Below are 22,821 nucleotides of genomic sequence, written 5' to 3'. Positions count from 1 at the left end.
AGTCAGTCTGCATATTTCTCAAAAATCAGCGCAACGTTGTGTCCTCCGAAACCGAGGGAGTTACTCATTACTGTCTGAATTTCCTTGGATCTTGCTTCGTTTGGTACATAGTCAAGGTCACACTCAGGATCCGCTTCCTCATGATTTATTGTAGGAGGGAGAATACTCTCATTGATAGCCTTCAGGGAAAAGATCGCTTCTATCGCTCCGGCCGCTCCTAAAAGGTGTCCGGTCATGGACTTCGTGGAAGACATGGCCAATTTGTAGGCATGATCCCCGAACACGGTTTTAGTGGCAATCGTTTCATATTTATCATTAAGTTCCGTAGAGGTACCATGAGCGTTAATGTAATCAACAGTCTCCCTGCTGATTTCGGCATCTTCAAGAGCTTGACTCATGGCTCTTGCAGCACCCTCGCCTTCCGGAGCAGGAGCCGTAACATGGTGAGCGTCCCCTGTAGAACCGTAACCGGTAATTTCACCGTATATTTTAGCGCCTCTATTTTTCGCGGACTCAAGCGTCTCGAGAATGACAACGCCTGCGCCCTCTCCCATTACGAACCCGTCCCGGTTCCGGTCGAAAGGTCGGCTCGCTCTGGCCGGATCCTCATTCAGTGAGAGGGCCTTCGCTGAAGAGAAGCCGGCAAAAGCCATTTGAATCATCGGAGCTTCTGTCCCGCCGGCAATCATAATGTCGGCGTCTCCCCGCTGTATCACTTTGAAGGCATCTCCGATAGAGTTGGCACCCGAGGCACAGGCTGTTACCGTACACGAGTTGATGCCTTTGGCGCCCAGCGAGATGGAAACCTGACCGGCGGCCATATCCGGAATCATCATAGGGATAAAAAATGGGCTCACGCGCCGATATCCCTTCTTCTGAAACTTCTCGAACTCTGATTCATACGTGCCCATGCCGCCAATTCCTGAGCCGATCCACACACCGGTACGCGGAGCGATTTCTTCGGTGATTTCAAGGTTTGCATCCTTTACGGCCATGTGGGAAGCTGCTACTGCGTACTGGACGAATGGATCCATCCGTCTGGCTTCTTTCTTATCCACATACGGCGAGACGTCGAAATCTTTCAGCTCGGCCGCCACGGAGACCGGGTAATTGGCAGGGTCCATTTTAGTCATGGGGCCTATACCCGACTCTCCTTTCTTTATACTGTTCCATGTATCTTCGACATTATTACCTAAGGGTGTTACGGCACCCAGACCGGTAATAACGACTCGCTTATTATCCATCCTCTACTTCCTCCTTAAAAATTCACTGAATATTATCTATAAGTTACTTTTCGGTTCACCTCGTCCGTGAAACCTCAGAGCTTTATTTGCCCCAGCGCAGTGCGACTGCACCCCACGTCAATCCGCCGCCGAATCCGACGAGGACTACGAGGTCTCCGTTTTTGATTTTACCTGCTTTCACTTCTTCTGACAAAGCGACAGGGATAGATGCTGAAGAAGTGTTCCCGTACTTCCTGATAGTTGTGGCCATTTTCTCCGGAGGGATGCCGAGACGTTCTCTGGCAGCTTCCATAATACGGATGTTCGCCTGATGAGGCACGAGAAAGTCTACATCCTCTTCTTTCAGACCGATTTTTTTCACGACATTCACGGAAGACTCGGGCATCTGACGCACAGCAAACTTAAACACTTCACGGCCGTTCATCTGAAGTGCATCCTTCTGGTCCTGATACAGATGCGGTCCGCCCGATCCATCGGCACCAAGTTCGAAAGATAGTATTCCTTTTTCGTCGTCTACCGGACCGATCACTGCAGCACCGGATCCGTCTCCGAACAGCACGCACGTATTACGGTCTTCCCAGTCGGTAATTTTCGAAAGTTTCTCGGTTCCGACTACGAGAATGTTTTTATAGGCTCCAGTATCAATGAACTGTTTAGCGGTGATCACACCGTACATGAAACCGGCACACGCTGCCCCAACGTCCATGGCAGCAACTTTATTGGCGCCGAGTTTATGCTGAAGCATGGCCGATACGGAAGGGAAAGGCTGATCCGGTGTAACCGTAGCGACAATGATCATGTCCAGATCCTCCGCTGTCATACCGGCGTCTTCAAGAGCATTGACTGCCGCATTGTAAGACATATCAGAAGTATCTTCCCCATCAGCTGCAATCCTTCTTTCTTCGATCCCCGTACGGGTGCGTATCCATTCATCACTTGTATCTACAATTTGTTCCATATCCTTATTAGTAAGCACTTTTTCGGGTGTGTAATGTCCAATTCCGAGAAATCCAGCATTCATGTTTTCATCCCCTTAAGGTATAATCTAATCTTATTACTTGGTGCTAATTCTAATGTAAATTATACCTGTCTGCAAGCACTTTGGCCGGAGAATCGCCTTATTCCGCGAAGATTCAGGCTGACCCCGCCTTTTCGGCGAACCCTCCCGATCCTGATTTTTTCGTAAATATCATATGACAGAAGGTCCTCCTGGCCTCTTTTCTCCTGAAGATACGCGTTGAAATATGTTTTTTTGTTTTATTTCTTTCCGGCTTTTGGTAATATGAGTAGTAAGATTGTACATAATTGAGGTGAATAACAATGCGTATTCTTTACACGATTCTATGGTCATTCCTATTCAGCTTCATGACTGCTTACGTAATAAGCAACATGAATCAGGTTGATTTCTCCATGCTTCAGGTCATTTTAATGACTGCCATATTCACGGGCGCAGTTATATTACTCGGAGAAGTAGGTCTGAAAGAGGAAGAAGCTTAAAAGAAGCGCTCAGCGCGCTTCTTTTTTTAATGGTGGAAGACCCGTACTGCAAACAGAAGTTTAATCAGAAGGAGGCTTTTTTACATTGGAAGCGATATGGTTATGGATCAAATACTTACTATTGGGCATATTTCAGGGATTTACGGAACCGATCCCCATCTCTTCAAGCGGACATCTGGTCATTTTACAGGAACTTATTTCCCTGAGCGATGAAGGGCTTGATTTTCTTGTTCTCGTCAACTTCGGTTCATTGATTGCCGTGCTTATCATTTACCGGAATGATATTACCCGCCTCATCCGGAACGGTTTCGGATACATTTTCAAACAGGAAAAAGCACATAAAGAAGACTTTGATTTCATCCTCTACCTTGTAGTTGCGACTATTCCTGCAGGTATTCTCGGAGTTGTATTCGGAGATTATATAGACAGTAACCTCGATGCCGTATGGATTGTGGGAGCGACGCTGCTCGTAACGGGACTGGCTCTCTGGGTTATAAGAAACATACGCGGGGGGAAAAACGACAGGAACCTGACAATGAAAGATGCGGTTATTGTGGGACTTGCCCAAGGGGTGGCCCTCATACCCGGCATCAGTCGTTCAGGAGCGACTATTGTAGCCGCCATGCTGCTCGGGATGAAGCAGGAAACGGCTCTGCGCTTCTCTTTCCTTCTATTTATCCCGGTAAGTCTCGGTTCGATGCTTCTTTCACTCGAAGACATTCTCGGAGCAAAAAGCGGACAATTATGGGCTGCTTACGTACTGGCTTTTGCCGGTTCCATAGTAGCTTCCTATTATTCCCTTCGCTGGTTCATGAACGTTATGGCCAACGGTAACCTGAAGTATTTCGCCTACTATTGTTTCGCTGTCGGTATTCTCGTCCTGCTGTTTTTATCCTGAGCAGCGACCGGAGTATCAGCATAAAAAATTCCCTCCGGAGGAAAGCGTCTGTACTAGCACGCAGCCTTCGGGGGGAATTTTTTGATTTCGTATAAATCAATCCGGAATACCAAGAGCTATCTTCGCATAGCGGCTCATGCGATCTTTGCTCCACGGCGGGTTCCATACGATATTTACCTGAATTTCATCAATTTCAGGGAGATCGGATAAAGCGCGTTTTACATCCTGCTCGATGTGTCCTGCCAATGGGCATCCCATCGCAGTAAGGGTCATCGTAACAACCGCCTTATTATTTTCATCTACGTCTACGCCATATACCAAGCCTAAGTTCACGATGTCGATACCAAGTTCCGGGTCAATAACGTTTTCAAGAGCACCCATTGCGTTTTCTTCGATTGCAGTAGTCATTATTCAGCCTCCTTCTTATCTTCTTATACGTATTATAACGAAAAATAGAGCGAACGTTAAATTTTTCGCTACAATATTTTTTCAAGCCACTTCGTCATCTCCAGAATACCACTCCGGCTTACTTTGTGATCCCTCCCCGGTTCTTTGATATGACGGATCGCCTGCTTGTTTCTGTATTGACACTCCACTTCGTTGTAAAACTCATAGCTGTGAGTGAACGGCACAACAGGATCCGCATCTCCATGCCAGAAGAAAAGCGGTCTCTCCTTCAATTTCTCAGGATGAAGCGAGAGATCTATCGTAGAAAGCGCCCAGTACAGACTGTTCAATTCTTCGTCACTGACAGGAAGCTCTCCTCCACTTGCTCTTACGTCCTCTATTATCTTTTTTGAAAACTCTACCGGTTTCGGAGATCCCATCATGACGCAGGCCGCATTTATCCACGGGTACATCGTCAAAGCCGCCGTAGTCGTAATGCCGCCCATGGAAGTACCGCCGACTCCGAAACGGTCCCCTTCCAGCAGATCACGGATTTCCAGTTCATCATACAGAACCTGGAGTTCTTTCAGGTTTTGGTAAACAATATCCCAGAATTTGAGATTGAGCTGCTGCTGGTGCAGTTTTTCTTCGCGCTCTCCGTGGTACAGACTGTCCGGGAGCAGCACACGGTACCCTTTCTCCGCAAGCAGATAAGCCTGTGGTAAGTTGTGTTCTTTGGCGGAAGTGAATCCGTGGAAATATGTAAATACCGGGAGCGGTTCTCCCTGTTTCGCCGCTTCGGTGACGTGCAGAAGCGGAATTCCTCTCCATGACTCGCGTTGTACTGAAATCATTGGCTCTTTCCTTTCTTTTCTTAATTTACTTTGGTAAAATACGAATATTCTCAGTTAATAGTAACATTCACAAATTTCATTGGAAAGTTTTACATATTTCCAATAGTCGAGGTGACGAAATGAATAAACATATAATTGCGCTGGACTTGGACGGAACACTTCTCACAGATGAAAAAACGATCAGTCCCAGTACGAAGGCAGCCGTACAACAGATTATTCAGGAAGGCCATATCGTAGTTATATCTACCGGCCGTCCGCACAGGGCCAGTATTAAATATTATCACGAACTTGGACTGGATACTCCGATGGTGAACTTCAACGGGGCACTTATCCACCATCCACTGAACCAGAAGTGGGATGCTATCCACTCCCCTCTCCCTTTACGAAAAGCAAGAGAGATCATCCACATGGCAAACGAAATGGGTGTGAAGAATATTCTCGCCGAAGTAAAGGATCACGTCCACCTTCATTATTACGACGAAGACATGATGAAAATATTCGATACGAACGAACATCCCGTAACCGTGGGCCCGCTCACCAACCATTTGAAAACCGATCCCACGTCCCTGCTTATTCAACCGAAAGAAGGAGACATGGAAAAAGTGAAGTATATCCGCGAAGAGCTCGACAAACATGCCGAAGCCATCGATCATAGGCGATGGGGCGCTCCATGGCACGTTATCGAAATTGTCCGGTCAGGATTGAACAAAGCGGTAGGACTTCATAAGATTGCCCACTACTACCGCATACCACGCGAGAGGATTATAGCTTTCGGTGATGAGGACAACGACTTCGAAATGATAGATTACGCCGGCACAGGAGTGGCGATGGGGAATGCGATTGACGGGCTTAAATCAATTGCCGATGAAACGACCGCTTCTAACGAAGAAGACGGCATCGCCCATTTCCTTAACAGTTATTTTCAAATGAAACCTTCCATACGATAATTGCTTGATGGTATGAAAGAGAAGTCCTGGCATGCTGATCACGCCAGGACTTCTTAATTTATTATATCAACCTGGTATCTACTCTAAAAAAAGGCAGCCACCTGTAAACTGACTCCTCATCTTTTTTTCTCTGTCAGACAGCAGCAGGGCGGTCTTTCCATTTCAGCACATCATAACTGCCCGACAGGACCAATCCGAATACGGCATGTCCTGCAAGCCAGAGAGAAATTGCCTTCCCGTCCCGAAGCGAGGGGGTTTCCTGTATAGCGAGAAGAGTCAGCGGCACATACGTAAGTGCAGCGCCTGCGGACAGCACCCCTGAAAGTACAAAACGGAATGTCGAGTCCCAGGCTTTTCTCTTTTCAACTATATAAACGAAAATAAAACCTATGCTCAAAGAGACAGATAGATGAAGCATCCATTCCAGTGCAGGGTGACCCATCGCATGACGGACTCCCGGAATAAAATCCACGTTCATCAGAAGGGTGTAGACGGAAAGACCAAAAATCTTCTCTATGCCGTAAAGAAAACCTCCAAGAGCGACACCTGCAATAGTGCCGATCCACGCTCCGATTTTTTTGATCATGCCCGTCCCCTCCTTTTAGTAGTGCTCCTGAGTTCTTAATTCCCTTAATATCTGAAGTAAAACCTCACAAATTTCTTCTTCCTCTTCATCAATCAGTCGGAAATAAAGAGCGCGGAGCAGATGCTTACCGTTATTAATGATAAGATCTTCCTCCGGATCCTTCCAATTTTCCCGTTCATAGAGGAAAGTCCATAGCCACGCGACCTTTTCTTCTTTTTCTATCTTATCGAACATAGTTATAATCGCAGTCACCATATGCTCTTCTTCATCGAACAGGTAAGGTCTGTCTATGAGAAATTGTTCACGGATGATCGGCAGCATTCCTTTCACTTCCTCCCCTGTAATACACGCGCAGGCGGACAGGCTGTTAAGTGCTTTGCCGGCGTGAGCCATCGTATGCACCCAGCCTTTCCCTTTCACGTAACCGCGATGATCATGTTCCTGCTTCATGTATTTTTTCAGGTTTTCCCATACCCGGTGTATATTTTCCTCGGAAAGGAAAGCGTTACTTGAATGTCGGGAGAGGATGGGGGACATGAGTAATACTGAATAACTGCGACGGAACACAGCGTCCTCTTCCTGTTTGGACGTATTGATTCTATAAAATAAATAATTTTTATTCATCAGAGATGTGAGCATATTTCTAAGCTGCTGATCTGAGTATTTTTCTCTTTGGATGAAAGTGGACAATATATTGTGAATAAGTTCCGAACGTAAATAAGGGTCCACCGCCCCCATATTCTGGAGCATCACTGTCGTTATTTCCTGCTGGTTGACGCGTTCAGGAAGAGTATAGTCGTTTTCCTTAATTTCTTCCAGCGTTTCTTTAAGTCTGTTCTTCATATGTTCACCTCTATTACTACTCAAAAAGTGTTTTTATTGTACCACAAACCTTCGCAACGAATAGAATGTTTTGTTTCTTCGTTTTGCTCCCGCCCTTTTTCTGCTAAAATGAATAAGTACAAAGGTTACAAGGAGGTTTTTTAAATGGGCGTAGTTGTAGAAGAAACACCGAATCCCAATGCCAGAAAATTCACGACGGATTCCCGTATTTTCCCCGGGGATGGAAGTGTGTCCGTAATGCCGGGACAGACGAGCGATTTCCCGATTATGAATGCACTGATGGAACTCGAAGGAGTCGATAACGTATTCGGCTTCCAAAATTTCATTACTGTCAATAAAAAACCGGATGCCGACTGGGATCAGCTGACTCCGAAAGTGGAAGCTGCAGTCAAAGAAGCCGGCTATTAAGAAGACTCTGAGACAGAAAGGCTGTCTCAGAGTCTTCTTTTACTTTATCCGTCTTTCCGGGCTCATTTTTCCCCGAATCGGTCAAGAGGTACGTAATTAACGTTCACAGGTTCATTGTCCTTGGCATTTCTGTCGTAAATCATAAGCGTAATTGCTCCGGAATCCGGCAACTCAGATTCAGGGATGGAAATGGCGAGCTCAAATTGCGACCAGTTCGGCGCCCCCGCATCCACTTGAACAGTCGTTTCCGAAATCAGTTCATTATGGCCGTCTTCTACTCTGTAGAGGAAGTCTCCTTCGAAAACGCGGGCTTCCCCGCTCACTGTATAGTTTCCTTTTTCCCCGGACAGTTCAAGGTTACGAAAAGCGTCATTGCCTTCCACAGAACTCGATGGCTCGGATGGTTCCGGGTCTCCTTCTTCCTCTGTACCTTGTTCAGTTCCTTCTCCCTCAGCACTTCCTGACTCTTCGGAAGAACTTTCTTTCTGTTTCTCGATAGTGAAAGCTGAAGTGGAAGTAAACTCCATGTCCTTCACTTTATCACCGTTTACCGTATTGACCAGAAATGTCACCGTCGCTTCATATTCTCCAGGCGTCACGTTCTCTTTCCACTCTACTGCATTCTCAAGCTTTTGTCCGGCTTCTATATTTTCGGATGTTTTAGCCTGTGTAAATGAGCGATCAGCAGAAAAAGTGTACACATTTTCACCCTTTTGATCCGTTACGCGGACATCGAACTGCTGTCCCGACAGGAATCCTGCTTCTACAGCTTCTTCACCTTCATTCGTCAAAGAGAAACTAATATCGGCTTTTTTCCCTGAAGTTTCAGCACTGCTTTTCACTGCAAGCTGTTCAGCCAGTACCTGTCCGTTACTCTCGTCACTCGTTTTCTTTTCTTCATTTTCTCCGTTATTCTGCTGTTCGCTCTCTTCCTCATTTTTCTTTTCTTCTGTCTTACCCGTTTCATCGGCTCCACACGCCGAAAGACCAATAACTCCTGTGATCAGAATTGCCATCCACCATTTTTTCATTTCATTTCCCCCTTACAGGACTGTTATACCACTTTACTAATGTACCTTATTTTCATTCTTTTCGGAAGAAGCCGAAGACACCGGTGGTCTGGACAATATTGGTGAACGCCCGGTCATCGACATCGTGAATAATATGTTGAAGATCGTAAAGCTCGTAGCGGGAGATAACCATTATCAGCATATTTTTGTCCTCACCGGTGAAAGCCCCTCTTGCCGGTAACGTAGTAATACCCCGGACCACCTGAGCGTGGATTGCCTCTTCCATATCTTCTGCCTTCGAAGTAATAATCATCGCTGTCAGTTTTTCATGACGGGTATGTATTGCATCAATCACCCGCGTCGTAACGTATAGAGTCAGCAAAGTATATAAAGCGTTTTCCGGTTTATAAATCAGGCCGGCTACGGCGATGATAGCACTGTTGATTATAAGGAAATAAGTGCCGATTGGCCGGTCTTTCATCCGGGAGAGGACCATAGCGATAATATCAAGCCCTCCGGTGGACGCCCCCCATTTAAGGGTGATACCTACACCGACACCCCCGAGCACGCCACCGAACACAGCGTTAAGTATAATGTCCTCCGACAATTGCAAAAGCGGTATAACTTCGAGGAAAAATGTCGTAAAAGCCACTGATATTGCGCTGTACACAGTAAACCCTTTTCCTACTTTCAGCCAACCGAGTATCGCAACAGGTATGTTCAGAATAAATAATATGATTCCGGTGCTGATAAAATGGATGTCCAGAAAATCCTGAATGATACTCGTTAAGAGCTGGGCCATACCGGTAAAACCGCTTGCGTAAACATTTGCTTCTATGAGAAATAAGTTCAGGCTGACTGCGTTAAACAGTGCACCTATAATAACGACGATGATCCTTTTCGTTTCAAATGTAAACATGGTGCTCCCCCCCTGTCTTTTTTAATTATAGATTATTATTACTGAAATGAACATATGGTATACTTTGACTAAATAACTTCTTAGACATAAACTTAACATAGAACTCACTCTAATAGAATGAAGGTGAAAAAATGAGCGTACAAATCATCTGCGATTCTGCAAGTGACCTTTCAGAAGCTACATTGAGCGAATACGGAGTGGATCGCGTATCGTTGAAAGTTCTTCTTAAAGGCAAAGAGCATGAAGATGGTCAGGACCTTTCTCCCAAAGAAGTGTATGATGCGATGAGAGAAGGGGAAGCTCCGAAGACGTCACAGGTGACGGCCCAGGACTTCCGCGAACTCTTCACCGAAAAAATTGCCGCCGATCAGCCATTTCTATACATCGCTTTTTCCTCCGCCCTCTCCGGGACTTATCAGTCGGCAAAAGTAGTGGAGCAGGAGTTGAAAGAAGAATACCCGAAGGCCAAATTTGCAGTAATCGACACGAAAGCCGCCTCTCTCGGGTACGGACTCATCGTGCTAAGAGCAGCGGAAGAGAGTCGGAAAAACGCGACGCTGCGGGATCTTATATCCTTCGTTTCCTACCACTCCAAACATATGGAACATTTATTTACAGTAGACGACCTTTCATACCTTCAGCGTGGTGGTCGGGTAACCAAAGCAGAGGCTTTCGTCGGCAGTCTTCTTAAAATTAAACCTCTTCTGCACGTCGACGACGGGAACCTTGTGCCCCTTGAGAAGATCCGCGGTCAGAAGAAAGTATTTAAGCGCATGATTGAACTGATGGAAGAGCGCGGAAAAGATCTGAAACGCCAGCGTATCGCAATCAGTCACGGAGATAGCGAAGAGAGAGCCAAGCAGCTCGCCTCTATGATCGAAGAAAGATTCTCCCCTGCGGACATTCATATAGATATGGTGGGTGCAGCTATCGGAGCCCATGCCGGCCCGGGAACGATAGCACTCTTTTTTATAAATGAAGAGTACAGGTAACAACTCCTCATTTATGGAGCAAAAGGTAAAAAAATCAACGAACACGACGCTCAGTGTCCGTTGATTTTTTGTTTTCTGTTTCTAACCATTGTCATTATAACAAAGATGACGAAAATAGCCATAACGCTTACGACAAAACCGACGAATAACCAGTTGATCCCTGCCGAATCTTCCACGACGAACACATCGGCGGTCTCACGTTCCAGCACTACCCGGTACTTCCCATCATCTGACTGTCTGAGAAAACCGTCATGCATCAGGCCGCGCAACTGTTTGTTGTCTCCGAGCGAAGTTACAATGCCGCTTTTCGTTTCCTCCGAATTGTTTATGGCTACAAGCATTGTTTTCTCCCCGTCGATTTTAAATACTTCCATACCGCCTTCGTTGTACACTTTCTGCACTTCACCTTTCGCAAACGACGGGAACTCATTTTGCATCGCGTTCAACTTATTTATCCTTCTGGTTACTTCTTCGTCTGTTCCACCAAAATTCATCATCGGTAAATTCCCGATTCCCGGCTTTTCCCCCATCGGAATCGCTGTTCCATATTGCACTACGGCTACATCGTGATCAGTATACAGTTGGGTCAGAGCCAGTTTCCATCTCGTCACCGGATTAAATCCCGACTCCTGAGCTAACGTCGTAAAACGCCTCGTATCGTGAAAATCGACAGCACTGGCGGTAGTGCCCTCTTTCTTAGGAGCCGGCAGTTCTATGTTACCTGTGCCTGAAAAGCTTTCGGAGATCGCTTCCTGATACGATTCATCATACCATATGTCAAAACCTGTTTTGCTATAGGAAGAATCTTCCCCCTTGCCGATCAGTACCGTATCCGTAATATTGCTTAAAGTTTTTTGCCAAAAGTCCGGACTGGCCTCTTCCACTTCCGGAAAACCGAAGCCGTCCAGTCCCGCTTCTTGTTTCCAGTACGAAAGAATCGAACTTATTTCTTTTTGTACATCCTCGCCGGTTTCCTTCACCTTAACCTCCCCGTTTCCGGAGCGTTCCGTGAAACCTTTCTCCACCCATGGATGATCTTCGTCAATGTCCATCAGTGGCATATCCATAATCACTTTCATATCTCGATCATGGGCTTCTTCGGTAAGGGTCCGGACTTCTTTCATTGTACCTAAGTGTTCATCCACTTTTTTGTAATCTTTAACCTCGTATCCTTCAAAGTCCGACGAACTCATCAGCGGCGATAACCAGATTGTCGTAAATCCGAGATCCTTGATATAGTCCAGTTTCTCTGTGACGCCCTGGAGATCACCACCGTGATACCCGTTTTCTTTACCGGTCTCCAGGTTCTTATCGTTAGCGGTCTTACCGTTCATGAAACGGTCCACCGTTATGTAATAAATACTTTCACCTTTCCAATTCTCTCCTTCTTCTGCCGTAGCCGGTGTGGGAAGTACCCAAAAAAGAAGAGACGAAAGAATGAGCATAAGACCTGTCATTCTTCTCATCTGTCCTACCCCCTCAAATTTTCAATCATTATTAAAGGTTATCCTTCCAGCACCTTTACCGTCAACTATTATCTTTATATAAATACTCTTTCAGATTGAAAAGAGTGTAAACCGTCCACACTTTCTTCACAGCTCTTTTCGATGTCTCGAACTCTTCCACCTATTGCAGAAATTCAATTCTATCCGCTATAAATATTTTCAAAAAATTCATTGACTTTACAAATGAGAATGATTATCATTACAGGTGAGGGTGATTCCTCGCCATAACCTTGAACATAGTAGCAGGCACTCCCCCGTGTCTGCCCCCTTATCACAATAAAAAAGGAGTGGTCCGCTGGTCCGGACCACTCCTTTTTTATTGAATTTACGATTATGGCAATAAACCCATCGGCAGCATTACGAAACCGAGGAAGAGCGCCAATAGTACGGAAATGGTAAGTTGTATCCACCAGCTCGTAACATTTTTGCCTTTTTTCTTTTTGACAGCCACCATCTCTATGGAGGCGATTACCCAGATTCCGACCAGAAGTTTAATGATAACTGCCGGACCGTAGCTGGCGTAAGAAGCGAACAGGTCCCCTCCGGAATAAAGAATCAGTAAATAGTCTAAGCGTAGAATCATGTGAGAAATCTTGGCAGGCTTTAAGTTTCCCGAATTTAAAAACGTTGACACCAGCGCAAGAAGTGCTAAAGCCAGCACCCATGAAAAAATATGTAGATGAGTCATTTCATCATCCTCCTTTCTTTACTTATCGTATCACTTCTCCCGACCGATTCCCAATGAAAACCGGCTGGAGAAATCAGTAGAAAAACCTGTTATAATGAAAAGGTATTGTTATAAAGATTCAAAGGAGGTCCTGTATGTCTCGTAACAGTCAACAAATCATTGATCAGACGCAAGAATATGGTGCCAAAAACTATCACCCGCTTCCTGTAGTCATTTCGGAAGCAGAAGGGGTATGGGTAAAAGATCCGGAAGGTAACCGTTATATGGATATGCTTAGTGCCTATTCGGCCGTTAACCAGGGACACCGCCACCCTAAAATCATTCAGGCGTTGAAAGACCAGGCCGACCGGGTGACTCTTACATCCCGCGCTTTTCATAACGACCAGCTAGGCCCCTGGTATGAAAAGATCTGTAAAATCACTAATAAAGAAATGGCTCTTCCTATGAATACAGGGGCTGAAGCCGTAGAGACCGCTCTTAAAGCAGCACGCCGCTGGGCCTACGATGTAAAAGGTGTGGAAGAAGACAATGCGGAGATCATCGCCTGCACCGGTAACTTCCACGGACGGACGATGGCTGCTGTTTCCCTCTCCTCGGACGAGGATAACAAACGTGGTTTCGGTCCTACTCTCCCAGGGATAAAATTAGTCCCTTACGGCGACATCGACGCTCTTCAGGAAGCGATTACAGATAATACAGCCGCTTTTCTTCTTGAACCCATCCAGGGAGAAGCGGGAATCGTCATGCCACCGGAAGGTTTCCTGAAAGAAGCATCCGATCTTTGCAATGAAGAAAATGTTCTGTTTATCGCAGACGAAATCCAGGCCGGCCTTGCGAGAACCGGAAAGATGTTTGCATGTGACTGGGAAGACGTAAATCCGGATATGCTTATTCTCGGTAAAGCCCTCGGCGGCGGTGTGTTCCCTATTTCCTGTGTAGTATCCAACAAGGATATTCTCGGAGTATTCAATCCGGGTTCCCATGGGTCCACGTTCGGAGGTAACCCGCTTGCATCAGCCGTATCTCTCGCTTCTCTCCAGGTAATAGAAGACGAAAATCTAGCCGACCGCTCGCTTAGACTTGGCAATCATATGATGGAAGAGTTAAAATCCATCGACAGTTCCATCATAAAAGAAGTGCGGGGAAAAGGCCTCTTCATCGGTGTAGAACTTACCGAACCTGCGCGTAAATACTGTGAAGAACTGAAAGAAAAAGGACTTCTCTGTAAAGAAACGCACGAAAACGTAATTCGTTTCGCTCCACCTCTGGTCATTTCTGAAGAAGATCTGAACTGGGCTATCTCTCATATCAAAGAGGTTCTGAGCGTTTAATGTCACGAAAACGAAGAAACGGCTTCTGTCCCGGACAGAAGCCGCTTTTTTATCTCGAAAAACTCTATATTTCAGTTTTATACGTCCCTCTTCTCCATAACCATTCCACCGGACCATACCGGTGTTTTTTCAGCCACCATCCGCTTATGACGACCTGGAGAAAGAAGACGATCAGGACAAAAACGGTACTCTGCAGCGGCGACACTTCCCCGTAGAATCCGAAACCGACAGAGTAAAAAGCGATGAAGCTTACAACCGACTGCAATATATAGTTGGTAAGCGACATCCTCCCTACCCATCTAAGCGGACGTATCGCCCGTCTGACCGAACCTCTATACAACATGGTAATAGATAGTACATAGAACACAGCCGAGGCGGACCCGCCGATATTATCCTGAGCCAGATCGAACCAGCCGGGGCTGCCGAAGAAATAAGGGCCGACCTTGAATATGAAAAACAATATACCGGTCACTACCCACCAGTTCCGCATTTCATTTCTATAATTCTCCGGTTCATGAAGCCACCTTTTTCTCGCAATGTACATTCCGAACAGCATCATCGGAAGCATGCTCATGATTAAAAACGGCCAATTCCCCGGGCTGTTCGTATACCACCAGTCCGTCAAATTCTGCGCCCAAATCTCCCCTAGCGCCCCGTTACCATAACTAGTCATTGCCTCCTGTATAGCTTCCCTGTTTACCATAGCCGCATTGAAATCTCTGGCTGCATAAAGCAGTAAAGTGAATGGTAACGTTACGGCAGCCAGCATTCCGAAAGCGAAACGAAGCAGTGTCCGGTTCTTCACTTTCATAAATAGCAGAAGAATCATCCCAAGAATGCTATAGGTGAGCAGTATATCTCCATGCCAGATAAGAAAAGCATGAATGACTCCGAAAAGAAAAAGGAAAAACATCCTTCGCTGTAAAACGGGTTCATAACTTACACCTTTTTCTACCAGCCGGTCTCTCATCATTTGCAGGCCAAACCCGAACATAAGAGCAAAAAGCGTGTAAAAACTCGCCTGGAAGAAGATATCGATGATCGCCCGGATTACTCCGCTCATTTCTGAAGAAAAGTACTCCTCTCCTCCTCCATATAGAAAGAAAGGAGCATTAAACGCCGGAGCGTTCACCATAAAAATACCGAATATCGCGAGGCCTCTGACGACATCCACCCATTCCAGACGCTCCTTCTCTGCAATTGGACCTCCCTTCGACATAATCTTCCCCCCTTACTTCCTTCTATTGGCTTTTTTCGTAGTGACTCTTTTAGCCGGATCCTGCTTCTGCACCCATTTCACATACTTTTTCATATCAGGGTGGTCCTGGATCCGTTCAATCCGGTTATAGAACCGGGCCAGTTCCCGGTTGGAAAAAAGTGCATGGATCTGACGATGGCAGGCAGTACATAATTGAGCTGTCGGTCCGTGTACGCCCCCATGCTGTTTAGGGATAAGATGGTGCTCTGTCGTTTTTACCGGGAAGCGCCAGCACAACTCACAAATATCCTCCATCACTTCAATCCCCTTTCACCTCCACAACTTTTGCTGCATCGAAAAAGTAAAGCACACTTCTGTACACTTTCCTTTTTCTTATATCTTCAATCGCTTTTGCGTAAAGGGAGAGCTGGGTACGGTAACGGGAAGAAAGCTCTTGTTCCGTTTCCTTTCCGCTCAGACTGTCCGTTTTGTAGTCAAGCAGAATATATCCATCTTTATAAGGGATGAGAAGATCCACGATCCCCTGGATAAATACCCGGTCGTTATCGTCTTCCTCCCAGTCGTTATATACTTCTTTTGCAGGTAGCATATAGTTGAAAGCTGCTTCACGTTCCACTCCCGGTTCGGCGATCACTGTTTTTCCCGTTTCTGTATCAAAAAAACGGGAAATGGCTTCGGCATCGATTGCGTCTGCTTCCTGACGTGTTATTATTTCCCGGGCAATAAGTTTTTCGGTGAATTCTTCCACTTCCGGGGGGGTATGTGGTTTTAGAGAAATATGCTGCATCACGGTGTGCATAGCCGTCCCCCGCTCGGCAGCAGTGAGCGCTTTTTCCTGCTGCATAAATTTAGGTCTCTTTCTCATCGGAGGCCGGTAAGGAAGAACGAGAGTCGTATCGGCATATTCATCCACTTCCTGTTTCCTCTTGATTTCTGTTACCGTCTGTTTAGCGCGTCGTCTTGCCGCCTGCTCGTGAGGATAGCGATAACCCAATCTTTTCTCAACGAACGGTTCTATTTCATGATCAACAGGAGCCCACTTAAGAACGGATTCTTTCACTGTATCATCCCGATGTTCCCTTTCCTTTGCTGTACCGGTTAATTCTCTGCCGTGGATGACTCCGACAGACCATTGTGATTCATCCTTGTGAATGGCGGAAGAAGTTGCCACTTCCACTTCCCCGGCCGTAAGAATCTGGGCCTGCTGATGTCGGACAAGAGAAGGACCGATCCAGTCGAGGTACGATTTCGCGCTCAGCCTGTCAGCTGCCGGCAGTGTCCATGGTTCATAGCGGACAAACCGCTTCCATTCCTCCTGTTTTGCCTGAAAAGAAGCCACATTTCCGACAAGCACCAGTTTTTCCTTGGCCCGCGTAAGAGCCACGTAGAGCACTCTCATTTCCTCGGCGAGCATCTCTCTTTTTTTCTTTTCGCGCAAAGCGTGATAAGCGATCGTCGGGTAAGTGAGCCTTTTTTCGGGGTCGATGTATTTCGACCCGAAACCGAGATCTTTGTGGAGTAAATACCGGGAATTAAGATCTTTCATATTGAACTGCTTATCAATACCTCCGAGAATGACCACCGGAAACTCCAGCCCCTTACTTTTGTGGATCGTCATAATCCGCACGACATCTTCCTGCTCTCCAAGAGCCCGGGCCGCTCCAAGATCGTCTCCCCTTTCTTCCATTCTTTCAATGAAACGCAGGAAACGGAACAGCCCGCGGAAAGATGTAGTCTCATAGGATCGGGCACGGTCATAAAGTGCCCGCAGATTCGCCTGACGCTGCCGTCCGCCGGGCATACCACCTGTGAAATCGTAATATCCGGTCTCACGGTAAATGTACCAGATCAGTTCCGACAGGGCTTCCTGTCTTGCCCGCTCCCGGAAGTCATGGAGCATAACCAGAAACCGGTCCAGTTTTCCGCTTAACGAATCCGTTTCTTTAGCAGTATACAATTTAACAGCTTCATAATAATTTGTCCGCTTGTCTTCCAGACGGATGCGTGCAAGCTCGTCCTCGTCCAGTCCGACAATCGGAGACCTGAGGACCGAAGCCAGCGGGATATCCTGTTTCGGATTATCAATAATCTTCAGCAGGCTGATCATTACCCGGATTTCAATCGCTTCGAAATACCCGGTGGAAAGCTCTGCGTAGACCGGTATCCCCTGCTGTTTGAGTTCATCCATTATAACCGGTGCCCACGTCATAGAACGTTGGAGAAATACTATGTCTCTGAATTTAAGAGGTCTCGGCATACCTGTTTCTTTATCCATTACCTGCATCGGCTCGTTGCCATCGTACCCGAGCCACTCTCTGATTTTCCCTGCGTAAGCCCGGGCTTCAAGCTGCGCCTTTTCCAGATCACGGTAATCTTCTTCCATGTCCTCTTGCTCTTCTTCTGCTTCTTCCCGGTCAATTAACAGAAGTTCCGTACTCGTGTCTTCTTTGAACCATTCGTCGTAGGAGGTGTTCCCGTAAATCAGTTCGGCTTCTTTCTCATACTCCATCTCCCCGACCTCTTCGTCGAGAATTTGGCGAAAAAGGTAGTTCGTTGCATCGAGCACCTGGGTCCGGCTGCGGAAGTTTTTAGCCAGATCTATTCTCTCTCCGTCTTCTTCTTTCTCCTGAAAACGGCTGTACTTCTGGAGAAACAGGGAAGGTTCCGCGTGCCGGAAACGGTATATACTTTGTTTCACATCCCCCACCATAAACAAATCTCCTGCCTCGTCGTCGGCAGTCAATAGTTTAAGGAGCGTCTCCTGTACCAGATTCGTGTCCTGGTACTCATCTACGAGTACTTCCGCAAACTGGCGCTGATAATTTTTCGCCACCTGCGAAGGTACGAGGTGCTCCGGCTGTGAACTTTCATCCCGTAAAATATCCAGTGCATAATGCTCCAGGTCGGAGAAATCGACTACCCCTTTCTCTTTCTTCGCTTCCTGGTAGCGCTGTTTAAAATCTTTCACTACAACTCCCAGCTGAACGATGACCGGATACAACTCTCCCATTTCTTCAAGATATCTCACAAGGGGGCGTGCAAACCATTCTTCCTGAATCTGTTTGAATCTTTTCTTATATCTTTCCCGTATTTCTTTCGCTTCATTTTTCTTATCCTCTGTCACGTCTGATTTTTTTCTCGAAAGCGACGGGAACTTAGCTTCTTTCACGTAGTTCTCAAGCGACTGCCAGGATGTAGCGAGGCTGGCTTTCGCTTCGCGTACAAGAGCGAGATCTTTGTCTGCCGTTTCCCCGTATGTATAAGGGCCGTCCGGCTTGCGGGTAAGTTCAAGAAATTCTTCTGCTTCTTTTTCCATAGCTTCAAGCTGATGATGAACTTCTCTTTTCAGCAGCACAAACCAGGGCAGATCTTCCACCTCTTCATTCACGGAAACGTTATACATTTCTGCCACCTGGTCCAGCCAATCTTCCGGCCACGGATGCTGTTCCGAGAACGTGTACATCTGAAGGATAAGCGACTCTACATCCAGGTCGTGACGGTCCCCGGAGAACCGGTCCACCAGGTCAAAAAAACGGGTTCGCTCCTCGCCTTCCCGTCCATACCAGTCTTCCAGAAGATCTTCCAGCACTTCCTGCTTCATTAAATCCGCTTCTACGGAATCCGCAATTCTGAAGGCAGGATCGATATCCAGGAGATATGCATGTTTCCTTATCACTTCCATACAGAATGAATGGAGTGTCGAAATGGACGCACTCTGCACAAGGGACAGCTGTTTTTTCAGGTGGATAGAATCCGGCGACTGTTCAAGAGCTTTGTCGAGCGCCTCCGTCACCCTGTTCCTCATTTCCTGAGCCGCTGCGTTCGTGAAGGTTACTACGAGAAGGGAGTGGATATCCACCGGGTTCTGCCTGCCAATCACCTTTTGAATGATTCTTTCTACAAGAACCGCTGTTTTCCCCGACCCTGCCGCTGCCGAGACGAGAATATCATGGCCGGAATTATAAATCGCCTCTTCCTGTTCTTTTGTCCAGCTAACCATCGACTTCCCCCTTTTCTTTCAATTTCTCCCAGACTTTGCTGTCTTTCATGTCGGCCAGCTTCCGGTACTGGTTCTCTGCAAGAGTCGGGTCGAACTGACAGACGGAACGGAAGGAACAGAACTGGCATGCCGTTTCCTGTTTCTTCTGATATGGATTAAGCGGAATATTGCCTTCCGTAATATCCATCCCCGCCTGCGTCATCAGTTTACGAACGTAACCGTCCAGCGCTTCGAACCTTCCCCTGTCCGCCACTTTGGAATTGGAATAAAAACCGCCTTTTTCCTTCAATCCTGCCGGAACCACCGGGCTGTAACCTTTATCCGTTTCTGTATCCATCATACGGACAGCGGCTTCATCTTCCAGAAGCAGCCCCTGCATTTTAAAACTTTTCACTATTTCTCGTTCCAGTTCTTCATCATTCAGCACTTTCTTTCCCGTAATCATCGGGTTATGGACATGGAAATACAGTACACCTGCAGGAGTCGCCTCCATCCCGAGCCACTCTTTCGCATTCTGTAATATAACTTCGAGATAAATAAGCATCTGCAGCGATAAACCGTAATATACATCGGAAAGATTCAGACCTCTTGCACTTGACTTGTAGTCAATGATCCTCAGGAACATCTCTTCATTATTCACAGCCTGATCCACCCGGTCAATCCTTCCCCTGAGCATGAGTTCGAAGCCGTTCGGAAGATCCAGACTCATAGCCGGAAGGGCTGCATCTTTCACTTCCCCGAAACCGAGTTCAAGACCGACAGGAGCAAAATTCGTCCGTCTCGCCTGCTCTCCGAGGATATATGTTGCCTGGGCAATCACTTTACTTAACTTCTCCTGAATATACCTGTATCGATTCGAACTCCTGAGCACCTGATGCTGCAGAACCGGTGCAAGTTCCTGTGTGGCACGGCGCGCATACTGTTCGGCAGAGGAACGATCCAGCTCCGAAAACCGCTTCCCTTCCTTTCCGATCCAGTCGGTTATCTGCCGAAGAGCCTCGTGGAACAACTGACCTATATCAGGGGCGTCCAATTTATACGTCCGTCGTTCTTCCAGATTCAGCCCTTTACCGGCAAAGTGCTGAAATCCGCAGCTGTAGTAAGATTCCAGGGCGGAAACACTCGTTTTCACCTGTTTCTTATGCATGCGGCGGGCTGTTTCCTGCTGGAGTTGAACGGGTTCATTTTTATAAAACAGGCTGTGAAGCACTCTTCGCGTCGTGCTCTCTTTCGTTTCCGCCTGAATATACCAGTTCAACACGCCCCACCAGGCATCCTGGATCCGGTATCCTTTAATATAACGGGCCAGCTGGGCAGTGAGAGCCGATCGCGTCTTGACCGGCGTCGTGATAAAACGTTCGGCTTCTTCCAGATCGTCCGGATCCTGAAGAAGCACATGTTCCCTGCAGGCCGGAAACAGCTCTTCAATGCGGGTGATCAGGGGAGAAGCCGCTTTCGCTTTACCTTCTTCGTCACTCAGCGGATAACTTACCCACAATTTCCCGCTCGGCATGGTTGCTGCAAGGTACATGTAGAAACGGTCGTAAAGCAGTCTTTCGCGACTTCCGGCCGCTAATTCCACTCCATGCCGGGACAGAAGTTCCCGGTCTTCCTCAGAAATCATTCCGTCTCCGGCAGGTTTCATTGGCCACGTTCCTTCGTTGACTCCGAGAAGAAATCCGGCTTTGATGCCGTTTAATCTGGAACGGTCCACGCTTCCGACAATGATATGATCCATACTTGGAGGTACGTGAGCGAAAGTAAGGGCATCGAGACCACTTTCGAATGCCTGGCGGAATACCTGAAGGGACATAGTTTCTTCCCCTATCATCTCCACCATTTCGTCGAGAAGTTGAAGCAGACTGTCCCATACCTGTTCCTGCTCCCTTCCTTTCTCCACTTCTCCGTTTTCATCATAGAAACTTCTCCATATTTCAAGCGTGCCCGGAACGTCCATTCTGTCCAGCCATTCAAAAAGAGCGGTCGCCCTCTTTTCATTGGATTTCCTGCCCCGGAGGTCGTCATCCAGATTCCCGAGGGCTTCTGTCACCTGATGACGGTATGCGTTAATGCGATCCTGCTTCTGTTTCTCTTCATCCGTCTGTGCCGCCTGTTCAAAACCCCGAAATCGCTGATATTTCCATGGCTCCGCCGATCTCCATTGCTCCCTCGAACGGATGCCATATTCGAGAACATAATTTTCCAACTCATCAATGGCTTCTTCGTTAAGAGGATGTTTCTTATCGCCGGAAGGGATAAAACCGGTTTTCAACAGCCGGAATACCGCATCATAGCGCCAGCCCCCCTCTACGACATCAAGTGCGGAACGTATCAGTTCCAGGAGCGGGTGGTTCAGCATCGTCCGCTTTTCATCAAGAAAGACCGGTATACCATAATCGGTGAAAATCGTTTCGATTAAACTGTGATACATACCGGCATCACGCATGAGAATTGCTATATCGCGGTACCTGTACCCGTCTTCCCGGACGAGCCGGAGGATTTCCTGGGCAGCTCCTTCCACTTCCGCCCTGGGATGGACAGCTTCATAAATACCGATCGGTACGTCTCCTTCGAAAGAAGGGGCAGGACGTTCTTCAAAGTTATTCTCCAGGTGCTGAAATGCTTTACGATCAAGAAAACGGCCCTGTTCATTCGAAAGGGTGAGCGTCTCCTCCACTTCCACACCCCCTTCTTCAGCCAGCTCTCTGAGAATGGCACAGGTTTCTTTCGTTTCCGCAAAAAGATCGATATCCTCAGGATCTCCGTCTTCTTCGTCGAGTGTCAGTGTGACCTGTACCCGTTCCGCATGCTGGAAGAGTTCGCGCAGAACCTCATACTCCTGGGGAGTGAAGCTGTGAAAACCGTCTATGTATACTTCTGCATCCTGAAGAAATGAAGAGTGGAGTATTTTCTCTCCGAGCAGCTTCAACTGGTCTTCCCCATCCACGTAGACGCCTTCCATATAGTGGGTGAGACGGCTGTAGATATAATGAAGGTCTTCCAGTTTATCCTGCAGCGCCCTTTCTTCAGCGGTCCGGTGGACATACCCTTCCATGGCCTCCATTTGGGATTCAAGTGTGTCAGGAGTCACGCGATATCTTTTGAATTCCGTAATCATTTCTTCCAGCTGATGAATAAACCCCTGTTTCTCCATCGCCTTTTGGAAAACATTCCAATCGGATGTGCGCTCCTCTACGATTTTTCTGAGCAGCATTTGTACTCCCGTAGAGCTTATATAAGATCTCGTCGCCCCTCCGGTTTCCTGAAACACTTTCCAGGCGAGACGGGAAAAACTGAGCACATGGGCCCTCGTCGCCCCGTCGATATTTCCCCGTTTTAATAACGCATACTCCTGCTGGAAGGTCATCTGGTCCGGCACAAGATATACAATTGGGCGGCCTGCAGGCTCCTCCTGCAATTTCGCTTCGATTTCACTCAGAAAGTAGTTGCTTTTTCCGGCTCCCGAACGTCCGGTTATAAACTTGATGCTCAT

At 47.1% G+C, this 22,821-nt stretch carries 20 protein-coding genes; 6 read left to right on the top strand and 14 right to left on the bottom strand.

Features of this window, described 5'->3' with window-relative positions; genetic code table 11:
• Window positions 1–2 precede the first annotated feature (2 nt).
• Window positions 3–1,244, bottom strand: coding sequence for a beta-ketoacyl-ACP synthase II (gene fabF / locus BW931_RS00680; RefSeq protein ID WP_076569146.1), 1,242 nt, complete (start codon window positions 1,242–1,244; stop codon window positions 3–5).
• A gap of 82 nt (window positions 1,245–1,326) precedes the next feature.
• The gene (locus BW931_RS00675; protein ID WP_076569144.1) at window positions 1,327–2,265 is read right to left on the bottom strand and encodes a beta-ketoacyl-ACP synthase III; all 939 of its coding nucleotides are present in this window, start codon (window positions 2,263–2,265) and stop codon (window positions 1,327–1,329) included.
• 299 nt (window positions 2,266–2,564) lie between these two features.
• Between BW931_RS00675 and BW931_RS00670 the strand changes: the two genes are divergently transcribed.
• Together BW931_RS00670 and BW931_RS00665 are read left to right on the top strand one after the other, a co-directional pair.
• Window positions 2,565–2,741, top strand: a complete 177-nt coding sequence (locus tag BW931_RS00670) for a YjzD family protein (protein ID WP_008590105.1) — start codon at window positions 2,565–2,567, stop codon at window positions 2,739–2,741.
• Window positions 2,742–2,826: 85 nt separating this feature from the next.
• Window positions 2,827–3,639, top strand: a complete 813-nt coding sequence (locus tag BW931_RS00665) for an undecaprenyl-diphosphate phosphatase (protein ID WP_008590107.1) — start codon at window positions 2,827–2,829, stop codon at window positions 3,637–3,639.
• Between the two features lie 96 nt (window positions 3,640–3,735).
• Here BW931_RS00665 and BW931_RS00660 read toward each other — a convergent pair whose 3' ends face one another.
• Both BW931_RS00660 and BW931_RS00655 read right to left on the bottom strand, forming a co-directional pair.
• Window positions 3,736–4,047 carry a metal-sulfur cluster assembly factor gene (locus BW931_RS00660; protein ID WP_008590109.1) on the bottom strand — a complete coding sequence of 104 codons (312 nt, stop codon included), beginning with the start codon at window positions 4,045–4,047 and terminating at the stop codon, window positions 3,736–3,738.
• Between the two features lie 68 nt (window positions 4,048–4,115).
• Entirely contained in the window at window positions 4,116–4,880 is a 765-nt protein-coding gene (locus tag BW931_RS00655; protein ID WP_008590110.1) for an alpha/beta fold hydrolase, read from the bottom strand.
• 119 nt (window positions 4,881–4,999) lie between these two features.
• Between BW931_RS00655 and BW931_RS00650 the strand changes: the two genes are divergently transcribed.
• Window positions 5,000–5,827, top strand: coding sequence for a Cof-type HAD-IIB family hydrolase (locus tag BW931_RS00650; RefSeq protein WP_076569142.1), 828 nt, complete (start codon window positions 5,000–5,002; stop codon window positions 5,825–5,827).
• Between the two features lie 133 nt (window positions 5,828–5,960).
• On the opposite strand, the gene BW931_RS00645 is transcribed toward BW931_RS00650, so the two are convergent.
• Window positions 5,961–6,413, bottom strand: coding sequence for a hypothetical protein (locus BW931_RS00645; protein ID WP_084193813.1), 453 nt, complete (start codon window positions 6,411–6,413; stop codon window positions 5,961–5,963).
• Window positions 6,414–6,428: 15 nt separating this feature from the next.
• Window positions 6,429–7,256, bottom strand: a complete 828-nt coding sequence (locus BW931_RS00640) for a DUF2785 domain-containing protein (protein ID WP_076569140.1) — start codon at window positions 7,254–7,256, stop codon at window positions 6,429–6,431.
• Between the two features lie 144 nt (window positions 7,257–7,400).
• On the opposite strand from BW931_RS00640, the gene BW931_RS00635 reads away from it, so the two are divergent.
• Window positions 7,401–7,664 carry a NifU N-terminal domain-containing protein gene (locus BW931_RS00635; RefSeq protein WP_076569138.1) on the top strand — a complete coding sequence of 88 codons (264 nt, stop codon included), beginning with the start codon at window positions 7,401–7,403 and terminating at the stop codon, window positions 7,662–7,664.
• A gap of 62 nt (window positions 7,665–7,726) precedes the next feature.
• On the opposite strand, the gene BW931_RS00630 is transcribed toward BW931_RS00635, so the two are convergent.
• Together BW931_RS00630 and BW931_RS00625 are read right to left on the bottom strand one after the other, a co-directional pair.
• Window positions 7,727–8,695: a BsuPI-related putative proteinase inhibitor gene (locus BW931_RS00630; RefSeq protein WP_076569136.1), complete on the bottom strand. Its 969-nt coding sequence runs from the start codon at window positions 8,693–8,695 to the stop codon at window positions 7,727–7,729.
• A gap of 52 nt (window positions 8,696–8,747) precedes the next feature.
• The gene (locus tag BW931_RS00625) at window positions 8,748–9,593 is read right to left on the bottom strand and encodes a YitT family protein (protein ID WP_008590123.1); all 846 of its coding nucleotides are present in this window, start codon (window positions 9,591–9,593) and stop codon (window positions 8,748–8,750) included.
• Between the two features lie 131 nt (window positions 9,594–9,724).
• Between BW931_RS00625 and BW931_RS00620 the strand changes: the two genes are divergently transcribed.
• A complete protein-coding gene (locus BW931_RS00620) occupies window positions 9,725–10,585 on the top strand; it encodes a DegV family protein (RefSeq protein ID WP_076569134.1) in 861 nt (286 codons plus the stop codon).
• Between the two features lie 50 nt (window positions 10,586–10,635).
• Here the strand turns inward: BW931_RS00620 and BW931_RS00615 are convergent, their stop codons facing one another.
• Together BW931_RS00615 and BW931_RS00610 are read right to left on the bottom strand one after the other, a co-directional pair.
• The gene (locus tag BW931_RS00615; protein WP_076569132.1) at window positions 10,636–12,051 is read right to left on the bottom strand and encodes an alpha-amylase family glycosyl hydrolase; all 1,416 of its coding nucleotides are present in this window, start codon (window positions 12,049–12,051) and stop codon (window positions 10,636–10,638) included.
• 370 nt (window positions 12,052–12,421) lie between these two features.
• The gene (locus tag BW931_RS00610) at window positions 12,422–12,778 is read right to left on the bottom strand and encodes a YisL family protein (RefSeq protein ID WP_076569130.1); all 357 of its coding nucleotides are present in this window, start codon (window positions 12,776–12,778) and stop codon (window positions 12,422–12,424) included.
• Between the two features lie 134 nt (window positions 12,779–12,912).
• Here BW931_RS00610 and BW931_RS00605 point away from each other — a divergent pair, with 134 nt between their 5' ends.
• Window positions 12,913–14,109 (top strand): ornithine--oxo-acid transaminase, encoded by a 1,197-nt coding sequence (locus tag BW931_RS00605; RefSeq protein ID WP_076569128.1) that lies wholly within the window; start codon window positions 12,913–12,915, stop codon window positions 14,107–14,109.
• A 64-nt stretch (window positions 14,110–14,173) separates the two neighbouring features.
• Here the strand turns inward: BW931_RS00605 and BW931_RS00600 are convergent, their stop codons facing one another.
• From BW931_RS00600 to addB, 4 genes are read right to left on the bottom strand one after another with little or no spacing between them, the layout of a single operon-like run.
• Complete coding sequence (locus tag BW931_RS00600) at window positions 14,174–15,328, bottom strand: DUF418 domain-containing protein (RefSeq protein WP_076569126.1); 1,155 nt, start codon at window positions 15,326–15,328, stop codon at window positions 14,174–14,176.
• Window positions 15,329–15,340: 12 nt separating this feature from the next.
• Window positions 15,341–15,622: an HNH endonuclease gene (locus tag BW931_RS00595; protein ID WP_076569124.1), complete on the bottom strand. Its 282-nt coding sequence runs from the start codon at window positions 15,620–15,622 to the stop codon at window positions 15,341–15,343.
• 4 nt (window positions 15,623–15,626) lie between these two features.
• Window positions 15,627–19,328 (bottom strand): helicase-exonuclease AddAB subunit AddA, encoded by a 3,702-nt coding sequence (addA, locus tag BW931_RS00590; RefSeq protein ID WP_076569122.1) that lies wholly within the window; start codon window positions 19,326–19,328, stop codon window positions 15,627–15,629.
• Entirely contained in the window at window positions 19,321–22,821 is a 3,501-nt protein-coding gene (addB, locus tag BW931_RS00585) for a helicase-exonuclease AddAB subunit AddB (protein WP_076569120.1), read from the bottom strand. The genes addA and addB overlap by 8 nt, the downstream gene beginning before the upstream one ends.

It is taken from the genome of Salimicrobium salexigens, from assembly GCF_900156705.1.
Taxonomy (GTDB): domain Bacteria; phylum Bacillota; class Bacilli; order Bacillales; family Halobacillaceae; genus Salimicrobium; species Salimicrobium album.
The sequence above is the reverse complement of the archived record's forward strand: the minus strand, read 5'-3'. Positions and strand labels throughout refer to the sequence as shown.

What these genes read in the sequence shown, in the direction of transcription:
- BW931_RS00660 (WP_008590109.1), bottom strand. Translation starts at nt 4,047, where the DNA reads ATGACTACTGCAATCGAAGAAAACGCAATGGGTGCTCTTGAAAACGTT.
- BW931_RS00600 (WP_076569126.1), bottom strand. Translation starts at nt 15,328, where the DNA reads ATGTCGAAGGGAGGTCCAATTGCAGAGAAGGAGCGTCTGGAATGGGTG.
- BW931_RS00630 (WP_076569136.1), bottom strand. Translation starts at nt 8,695, where the DNA reads ATGAAAAAATGGTGGATGGCAATTCTGATCACAGGAGTTATTGGTCTT.
- BW931_RS00625 (WP_008590123.1), bottom strand. Translation starts at nt 9,593, where the DNA reads ATGTTTACATTTGAAACGAAAAGGATCATCGTCGTTATTATAGGTGCA.
- BW931_RS00595 (WP_076569124.1), bottom strand. Translation starts at nt 15,622, where the DNA reads ATGGAGGATATTTGTGAGTTGTGCTGGCGCTTCCCGGTAAAAACGACA.
- BW931_RS00645 (WP_084193813.1), bottom strand. Translation starts at nt 6,413, where the DNA reads ATGATCAAAAAAATCGGAGCGTGGATCGGCACTATTGCAGGTGTCGCT.
- BW931_RS00650 (WP_076569142.1), top strand. Translation starts at nt 5,000, where the DNA reads ATGAATAAACATATAATTGCGCTGGACTTGGACGGAACACTTCTCACA.
- BW931_RS00670 (WP_008590105.1), top strand. Translation starts at nt 2,565, where the DNA reads ATGCGTATTCTTTACACGATTCTATGGTCATTCCTATTCAGCTTCATG.
- BW931_RS00675 (WP_076569144.1), bottom strand. Translation starts at nt 2,265, where the DNA reads ATGAATGCTGGATTTCTCGGAATTGGACATTACACACCCGAAAAAGTG.
- BW931_RS00655 (WP_008590110.1), bottom strand. Translation starts at nt 4,880, where the DNA reads ATGATTTCAGTACAACGCGAGTCATGGAGAGGAATTCCGCTTCTGCAC.
- BW931_RS00635 (WP_076569138.1), top strand. Translation starts at nt 7,401, where the DNA reads ATGGGCGTAGTTGTAGAAGAAACACCGAATCCCAATGCCAGAAAATTC.
- addB (WP_076569120.1), bottom strand. Translation starts at nt 22,821, where the DNA reads ATGAGCATCAAGTTTATAACCGGACGTTCGGGAGCCGGAAAAAGCAAC.
- BW931_RS00605 (WP_076569128.1), top strand. Translation starts at nt 12,913, where the DNA reads ATGTCTCGTAACAGTCAACAAATCATTGATCAGACGCAAGAATATGGT.
- BW931_RS00640 (WP_076569140.1), bottom strand. Translation starts at nt 7,256, where the DNA reads ATGAAGAACAGACTTAAAGAAACGCTGGAAGAAATTAAGGAAAACGAC.
- BW931_RS00610 (WP_076569130.1), bottom strand. Translation starts at nt 12,778, where the DNA reads ATGACTCATCTACATATTTTTTCATGGGTGCTGGCTTTAGCACTTCTT.
- addA (WP_076569122.1), bottom strand. Translation starts at nt 19,328, where the DNA reads ATGGTTAGCTGGACAAAAGAACAGGAAGAGGCGATTTATAATTCCGGC.
- BW931_RS00615 (WP_076569132.1), bottom strand. Translation starts at nt 12,051, where the DNA reads ATGAGAAGAATGACAGGTCTTATGCTCATTCTTTCGTCTCTTCTTTTT.
- fabF (WP_076569146.1), bottom strand. Translation starts at nt 1,244, where the DNA reads ATGGATAATAAGCGAGTCGTTATTACCGGTCTGGGTGCCGTAACACCC.
- BW931_RS00620 (WP_076569134.1), top strand. Translation starts at nt 9,725, where the DNA reads ATGAGCGTACAAATCATCTGCGATTCTGCAAGTGACCTTTCAGAAGCT.